At 73.0% G+C, this 6,524-nt stretch carries 6 protein-coding genes; 4 read left to right on the top strand and 2 right to left on the bottom strand.

All coding sequences use genetic code 11. The annotated features are described in order from the left end of the window. Positions 1 to 923, bottom strand: a 923-nt coding sequence (locus CCN29_RS07525; protein WP_086680671.1) for a glycosyltransferase 87 family protein, incomplete at its 3' end; no start/stop codon positions are given. A gap of 120 nt (positions 924 to 1,043) precedes the next feature. On the opposite strand from CCN29_RS07525, the gene CCN29_RS07530 reads away from it, so the two are divergent. Further along, positions 1,044 to 2,186, top strand: coding sequence for a glycosyltransferase family 4 protein (locus CCN29_RS07530; RefSeq protein WP_086680673.1), 1,143 nt, complete (start codon positions 1,044 to 1,046; stop codon positions 2,184 to 2,186). 137 nt (positions 2,187 to 2,323) lie between these two features. Here the strand turns inward: CCN29_RS07530 and CCN29_RS07535 are convergent, their stop codons facing one another. Next, positions 2,324 to 4,120 carry an AMP-dependent synthetase/ligase gene (locus CCN29_RS07535; RefSeq protein ID WP_006136630.1) on the bottom strand — a complete coding sequence of 599 codons (1,797 nt, stop codon included), beginning with the start codon at positions 4,118 to 4,120 and terminating at the stop codon, positions 2,324 to 2,326. A gap of 295 nt (positions 4,121 to 4,415) precedes the next feature. On the opposite strand from CCN29_RS07535, the gene CCN29_RS07540 reads away from it, so the two are divergent. From CCN29_RS07540 to CCN29_RS07550, 3 genes are all read left to right on the top strand, one after another. After that, complete coding sequence (locus tag CCN29_RS07540; protein WP_086680675.1) at positions 4,416 to 5,222, top strand: metallophosphoesterase family protein; 807 nt, start codon at positions 4,416 to 4,418, stop codon at positions 5,220 to 5,222. A 140-nt stretch (positions 5,223 to 5,362) separates the two neighbouring features. After that, complete coding sequence (locus tag CCN29_RS07545; RefSeq protein ID WP_006136632.1) at positions 5,363 to 5,806, top strand: SRPBCC family protein; 444 nt, start codon at positions 5,363 to 5,365, stop codon at positions 5,804 to 5,806. 79 nt (positions 5,807 to 5,885) lie between these two features. Continuing rightward, positions 5,886 to 6,524: ArsA-related P-loop ATPase (locus tag CCN29_RS07550; protein ID WP_143661294.1), on the top strand; the 639-nt coding region annotated here is incomplete at its 3' end.

The raw sequence follows: 6,524 nt of genomic DNA on the forward strand, positions 1-6,524 counted from the left end.
CTGATCACCCGGCTGGTGACCGTGAACAGCAGCACCGCCGTGAAGGCCGCGTCCGCCGCGGTGTGCGGCGCGAACCGGGTCGCCGTCAGCCGCCACAGCACCAGCCAGGCCAGCGCGGCCCCGGTCAGGAACAGCGCTCCCGTGCTCACCCAGCTCACGTACGGGCCGAGGAACTCCACCGAGCCGTAGTTCAGCAGGACCTTCCCCTCCCAGCCGTGGTGCCGGGCCACATGGAACACCAGCGACCCCAGCGACTCCACCTCCGTGCCCCGGTCCCGCTGGAAGCCCAGGAACGCGAACGCGCCCGGCATCAGCACCGCGAACAGCCCCGCCACCACCACGCCGGTCACCGCCGCCGACACCCAGGCCGACCGCCTGCGCACCGCGAGCAGCAGCAGCGCCGGCCACACTTTCAGCAGCGCCCCGAACGCCATCAGCGCGCCCGCCGCCCGGGGGTGCCGGACGGCGGCCAGCAGCCCGGCCACCGCCACCGCGGTCACCATCACGTCGTAGCGCGCGTACACGGTCGGCCCGAGCAGCGGCACGCCCGCCACCCACATCCACGCACCCCGCCGGGACCGGCCCGCGCCGCGCGCCCCGCGCAGCAGCAGCGCCAGCGTCACCGCGTCGGCCGCCAGCGCGAGCACGAAGAAGGCGGTGGCGTACTCCAGGAACGGCAGCACCGCGGGGGACAGCACCGCCAGGGCCGCCGCGGGCGGGTACTGCCAGGTCACGTCGTCCTGCGGAAACGTTCCGGTGACCAGGACGTCGTACCAGCCCCGGTAGATCACCGACACGTCGCTGGTGACGTCAGGACCCGGGAAGACCAGCACCTTCAGCACGCACAGCAGCAGCGCCGCGCGTGTCACGCCCCAGATCCCCAGCAGCCCGGCCAGAGACCCCCGTGCGGCCGTCGGTTCCACGTGTCGCCTGCCCGTCCCGTGTGCGGTCATGAGGGGCCATGATGTCCCGGAAGCCGCCGCACGTGCCAGCGAGCAGCGCCGTGGCGGACGCGCGACAACCGTTCGGTAGGGTCGGCGGCGATGCACAAGACCCTGATCGTCACCAACGACTTCCCGCCCCGTCCCGGCGGCATCCAGGCCTTCCTGCACAACATGGCGCTGCGCCTGGACCCCGAGCGCGTCGTCGTCTACGCCTCCACCTGGAAGCGCACCCGGGAGGGCGTCGAGGCCACCGCCGCCTTCGACGCCGAGCAGCCCTTCACCGTCGTGCGCGACCGTACGACGATGCTGCTGCCCACGCCGGGCGCCACCCGCACGGCCGTCCGGCTGCTGCGCGAGCACGGCTGCACGTCGGTGTGGTTCGGGGCGGCCGCGCCCCTCGGCCTGATGGCCCCCGCCCTGCGCCGCGCGGGCGCCGAACGCCTCGTCGCCACCACCCACGGCCACGAGGCCGGCTGGGCCCAGCTGCCCGCCGCACGGCAACTGCTGAGCCGCGTCGGGGAGTCCACGGACACGATCACGTACCTCGGCGAGTACACCCGCTCCCGGATCGCCGGGGCGCTCACCCCCGAGGCGGCGTCCCGGATGGTGCAACTGCCGCCCGGTGTCGACGAGAAGACCTTCCATCCCGGTTCCGGCGGCGACGAGGTGCGGGCGCGGCTCGGGCTGACCGACCGGCCGGTGGTCGTGTGCGTCTCCCGGCTGGTGCCGCGCAAGGGACAGGACACGCTGATCCGCGCGATGCCCGCGATCCTGGCCGCCGAACCGGACGCCGTCCTGCTGATCGTCGGCGGCGGCCCCTACGAGAAGGACCTGCGCCGCCTCGCCGCCGACACCGGCGTCGCCGCCTCCGTCCGCTTCACCGGCTCCGTCCCCTGGTCCGAGCTGCCCGCCCACTACGGCGCCGGCGACGTCTTCGCGATGCCCTGCCGGACCCGGCGCGGCGGCCTGGACGTCGAAGGCCTCGGCATCGTCTACCTGGAGGCCTCCGCGACGGGCCTCCCCGTCGTCGCCGGCGACTCCGGCGGCGCCCCGGACGCGGTCCTCGACGGCGAAACGGGCTGGGTCGTCCCCGGCACGTCCCCGGCCGACACGGCCGACCGCATCATCACGCTCCTCGCCGACCCCGAGCTCCGCGCGAGCATGGGCCGCCGCGGCCGCGAATGGGTGGAGCAGAAATGGCGCTGGGACCTCCTGGCCGCCCAACTGAAAACCCTGCTGTAGCCAGGAAAGCCGCCCTCACGGAGGGCGGCTTTCCCATGCGGCCAAGGGCCGACGCCCTCAGGGCCGCGGGGAACTGCGCGCCAAGCCCCCACGCACCCGCACCCGCCAACGGCGGCGCCCCATCACCCCCGCAGGCGCTACTTCGCGTAGATCGCCTCGATCTCGTGCGCGTAATCCTTCGCCACAACATTCCGCTTCAGCTTCAGCGAAGGCGTCAGATGCCCCGACTCCTCCGTGAACTGCGCCGGCAGCACCCGGAACTTCCGCACCGACTCCGCCTTCGACACCGCCGCGTTCCCGTCGTCCACGGCTTCCTGGATCGCCGCCAGCAGATCCGGGTCACCGGACAGCGACGCCGCCGTCGACCCCTCCGGCTTGCCGTGCTCGGCGCACCAGCGGCCCAGGAACTCCTCGTCCACCGTGATCAGCGCGCCCACGAACGGCCGCCCGTCGCCGACCACCATGCACTCCGCGACCAGCGCGTGCGCCCGGATGCGGTCCTCGATGACCGCCGGGGCGACGTTCTTGCCGCCGGCCGTCACCAGGATCTCCTTCTTCCGGCCGGTGATCCGCAGGTAGCCGTCCTCGTCCAGGGTGCCGATGTCCCCGGTGTGGAACCAGCCGTCGGCCAGCGCCTCGGCGGTCGCGCCGGGGTTGTTCCAGTACTCCTTGAACAGGTGCTCGCCGTGCAGCAGCACCTCTCCGTCGTCCGCTATCCGCACCACGGACCCCGGCAGCGGCTGCCCGACCGTGCCGATCTTCTGGCGGTCCCACGGGTTGAAGGCGGTGGCCGCGCAGGACTCGGTCAGGCCGTAGCCCTCCAGCACGCTGAAGCCGATGCCGCGGAAGAAGTGGCCCAGGCGCTCGCCGAGCGGGGCGCCGCCGGAGATGGCGTACTCGCCGCGTCCGCCCAGCACCGCGCGCAGCTTGCTGTAGACGAGCTTGTCGAAGACCTTGTGCTTGACCTTCAGGCCGAACGACGGGCCCGACGGGGTGTCCAGCGCCCGGCTCCAGGCGATGGCGGCGTCGGCCGCCTTGTCGAAGATCTTGCCCTTGCCGTCGGCCTGCGCCTTGGCGCGCGCCGAGTTGTAGACCTTCTCGAAGACCCGCGGCACACCGAGGATCAGGGTCGGGCGGAACGCGGCCAGCTCGTCGGTGAGGTTCTTGATGTCCGGCACGCAGCCCAGCTTGATCGGCGCCATCATCGGCGCGATCTGCACCAGCCGTCCGAAGACATGGGCGAGCGGCAGGAACAGCAGCACCGAGCACTCGCCGGTGCGGAACAGCGGACGCAGCCGCTCCACGATGTTGCCGCACTCGGCGAAGAAGCTGCGGTGGGTGAGCACGCAGCCCTTGGGGCGGCCGGTGGTGCCGGAGGTGTAGACGATGGTGGCCGGGTCGTCGGCCTTGGCGACCGAGCTGCGCTCCTCGACCGTGGCGTCGGCGACGTCCGCGCCGAGGCGCCCCAGCTCGTCCAGGCCGCCGCCCTCGATCTGCCAGACGTGCTTCAGCGCGGGCAGCCGGTCGCGTACGGACTCCACGGTCGCCGTGTGCGCGTCGAGCTCCACCAGGCAGGCGGTGGCGCCGGAGTCGCCGAGGATCCACGCCACCTGCTCCGCCGAGCTGGTCTCGTACACCGGCACGGTGATCGCGCCGGCGCTCCAGATCGCGAAGTCCAGCAGCGTCCACTCGTAGCGGGTGCGGGACATCAGGCCGACCCGGTCGCCGGGCTGCACGCCCGCCGCGATCAGGCCCTTGGCGGCGGCCCGCACCTCCGCGAGGAAGGCGGCGGCCGTCACGTCCTGCCACGTCCCGCCGACCTTGCGGGCCATGACGGCGACATCAGGATGCTGCGCGGCGTTTCTGCGGACGATGTCGGTCAGATTGCCGTCCGCGGGGACCTCGTACAGGGCCGGAAGGCTGAACTCGCGCAAGACTGCTGCTCCTCTTAGGGCGCCGGCGCCACGACGGTGTGCGATGCGACGGTGCGGTCCAAGGCTCGGGCGGGTGCTCGCGAATTCACTGGTTGAAATCCCGAGCACGACTGGACTGCCCGGACGTTACCCGCCGGTATGCCCGTCACGACAGGGGGCCCTGTCAGATGTTCGCTGCGTCACACAGGTTGGTGTTTCATTGCGCACAGTAGTCCACAGCTGAACCAGCGAGCCAGTAACCGCAGGTAGGACCGCCGCTGTTCACGTACGCCGCACACGATTACGCTTGATCGCCATGGCATCCACACCCGGCGGCGGCCGGCGCACCCGAGGCACCCGCGTTCACGTGGTCAGCGACGTACACGGCAACGCTCGCGACCTCGCCCGCGCCAAGGACGGCGCCGACGCCCTGGTCTGCCTCGGTGACCTGGTGCTGTTCCTCGACTACGCCGACCACTCGCGCGGCATCTTCCCCGACCTGTTCGGCACGGAGAACGCCCACCGCATCGTCGAGATGCGCACCGCCCGCCGCTTCGAGGAGGCGCGCGACTTCCAGCGCGGCCTGTGGGCCGGCATCGGCGTCGACCGGGCCACGGCGATCGAGACGGCGGTGCGGAAACAGTACGCGGAGATGTTCTCCGCCTTCCCCGCCCCGACGTACGCCACCTACGGCAACGTCGACGTACCGCCCCTGTGGCAGGAGTACGCCCGGCCCGGCACCACCGTGCTCGACGGGCAGCGGGTGGAGATCGGCGGCTGGACCTTCGGCTTCGTCGGCGGCGGCCTGCGCACCCCGATGCGCACGCCGTACGAGATCGACGACGAGGAGTACGCGGCGAAGATCGAGGCCGTCGGCGAGGTCGACGTGCTGTGCACGCACATCCCGCCGGAGGTCCCGGAGCTGGTCTACGACACCGTCGCGCGCCGCTTCGAACGGGGCAGCAAGGCGCTGCTGGACGCGATGCGCCGGACCCGCCCCCGCTACTCCCTGTTCGGCCACGTGCACCAGCCGCTGGTGCGGCGCATGCGGATCGGCGCCACCGAATGCGTCAACGTGGGGCACTTCGCGAGCACCGGCCGGCCCTGGGCGCTGGAGTTCTGAAGGCGCCCGGGGCGCGGAGGCCCCAGGTCGGGTGATCTCGGCGCGGGCGGTGCGCGGTAGCCTTCCGCTGCACGCGCGTGCGCTGAGGCCCACGCACGGCGAGGACGACCTACCGGCCCGCATCTGGAGGAGCCACGGCGATGGCGGAACACACCAGCTCGAGCATCACCATCGAGGCGGCACCGGCCGACGTGATGGGGGTGATCGCCGACTTCGCCCGCTACCCCGAGTGGACGGGAGAGGTGAAGGAGGCGGAAGTCCTCGGGACCGACGCCGAGGGCCGCGCCGAGCAGGTGCGCCTGGTCATGGACGCCGGCGCGATCAAGGACGACCAGACCCTGGCGTACACCTGGAGCGGCCCGCACGAGGTCTCCTGGACGCTGGTGAAGTCCCAGATGCTCCGCTCCCTCGACGGCTCCTACGTCCTCACGCCCGCCGGCGCGGGCACCACCGAGGTCACCTACCGCCTGACCGTCGACGTCAAGATCCCCATGCTCGGCATGATCAAGCGCAAGGCGGAGAAGGTCATCATCGACCGCGCGCTGGCCGGCCTGAAGAAGCGCGTGGAGTCGGGAACCAAGTAGGCGGAGCCAGCCCCTCCGACGCTCGAGGAGCAGCCCGGGGCGGAGCCCGGGAACGCCGGCCCCGGTAGCGTGCACCTCCATGCGTACCCTCCTGATCACCGGCCCCGGCGGCAGCGGCCGGACCACGGTCGCGGCCGCCACCGCGTTCGCCGCCGCCCGCGAGGGCGCCCGCACGCTGCTGCTCGGGACCGATCCGGGGGACACCCTGGGACCGGCGCTCGGGGACGCGGACGTGCCCGGCCTCACCGTGCGCCGGGTCGACCCCGACGCGGGGTTCCGGGCCGACCTCGCCGCGCTCCAGGAGCGCGCGGGCGGCGCCCTGGACCTGCTCGGCGCCTCCCGCCTGGTCCCCGAGGAGACCGGCCCCCTGCCCGGCGCCGAGGAACTCGCCGTGCTGCGCGCCCTGCGGGACGCCGCCGCCTCCGAGGACGCGTACGACCTCCTCGTCGTCGACCTCCCGGCCGCCCCGCGCGCGCTCGCCCTCCTCGCCCTGCCCGAAGAGCTGCGCCGCGTCCTCGGCCGGCTGCTGCCGCCCGAGCGGCAGGCCGCCCGCGCGCTGCGCCCGGTGCTCGGCCGGCTCGCGGGCGTCCCCCTGCCCGCGGAGTGGATCTACGAGACGGCAGCCCGCCTCGACCTCCAGCTCGCCGCCGTCGAGGCCCTCCTCGCCGGCCCCGGCTCGGCGACCAGGCGCACGGCGGTGCCGGGGCCGGCGAGGAGG

It is taken from the genome of Streptomyces pseudogriseolus (assembly GCA_002154585.1).
Taxonomy (GTDB): domain Bacteria; phylum Actinomycetota; class Actinomycetes; order Streptomycetales; family Streptomycetaceae; genus Streptomyces; species Streptomyces pseudogriseolus.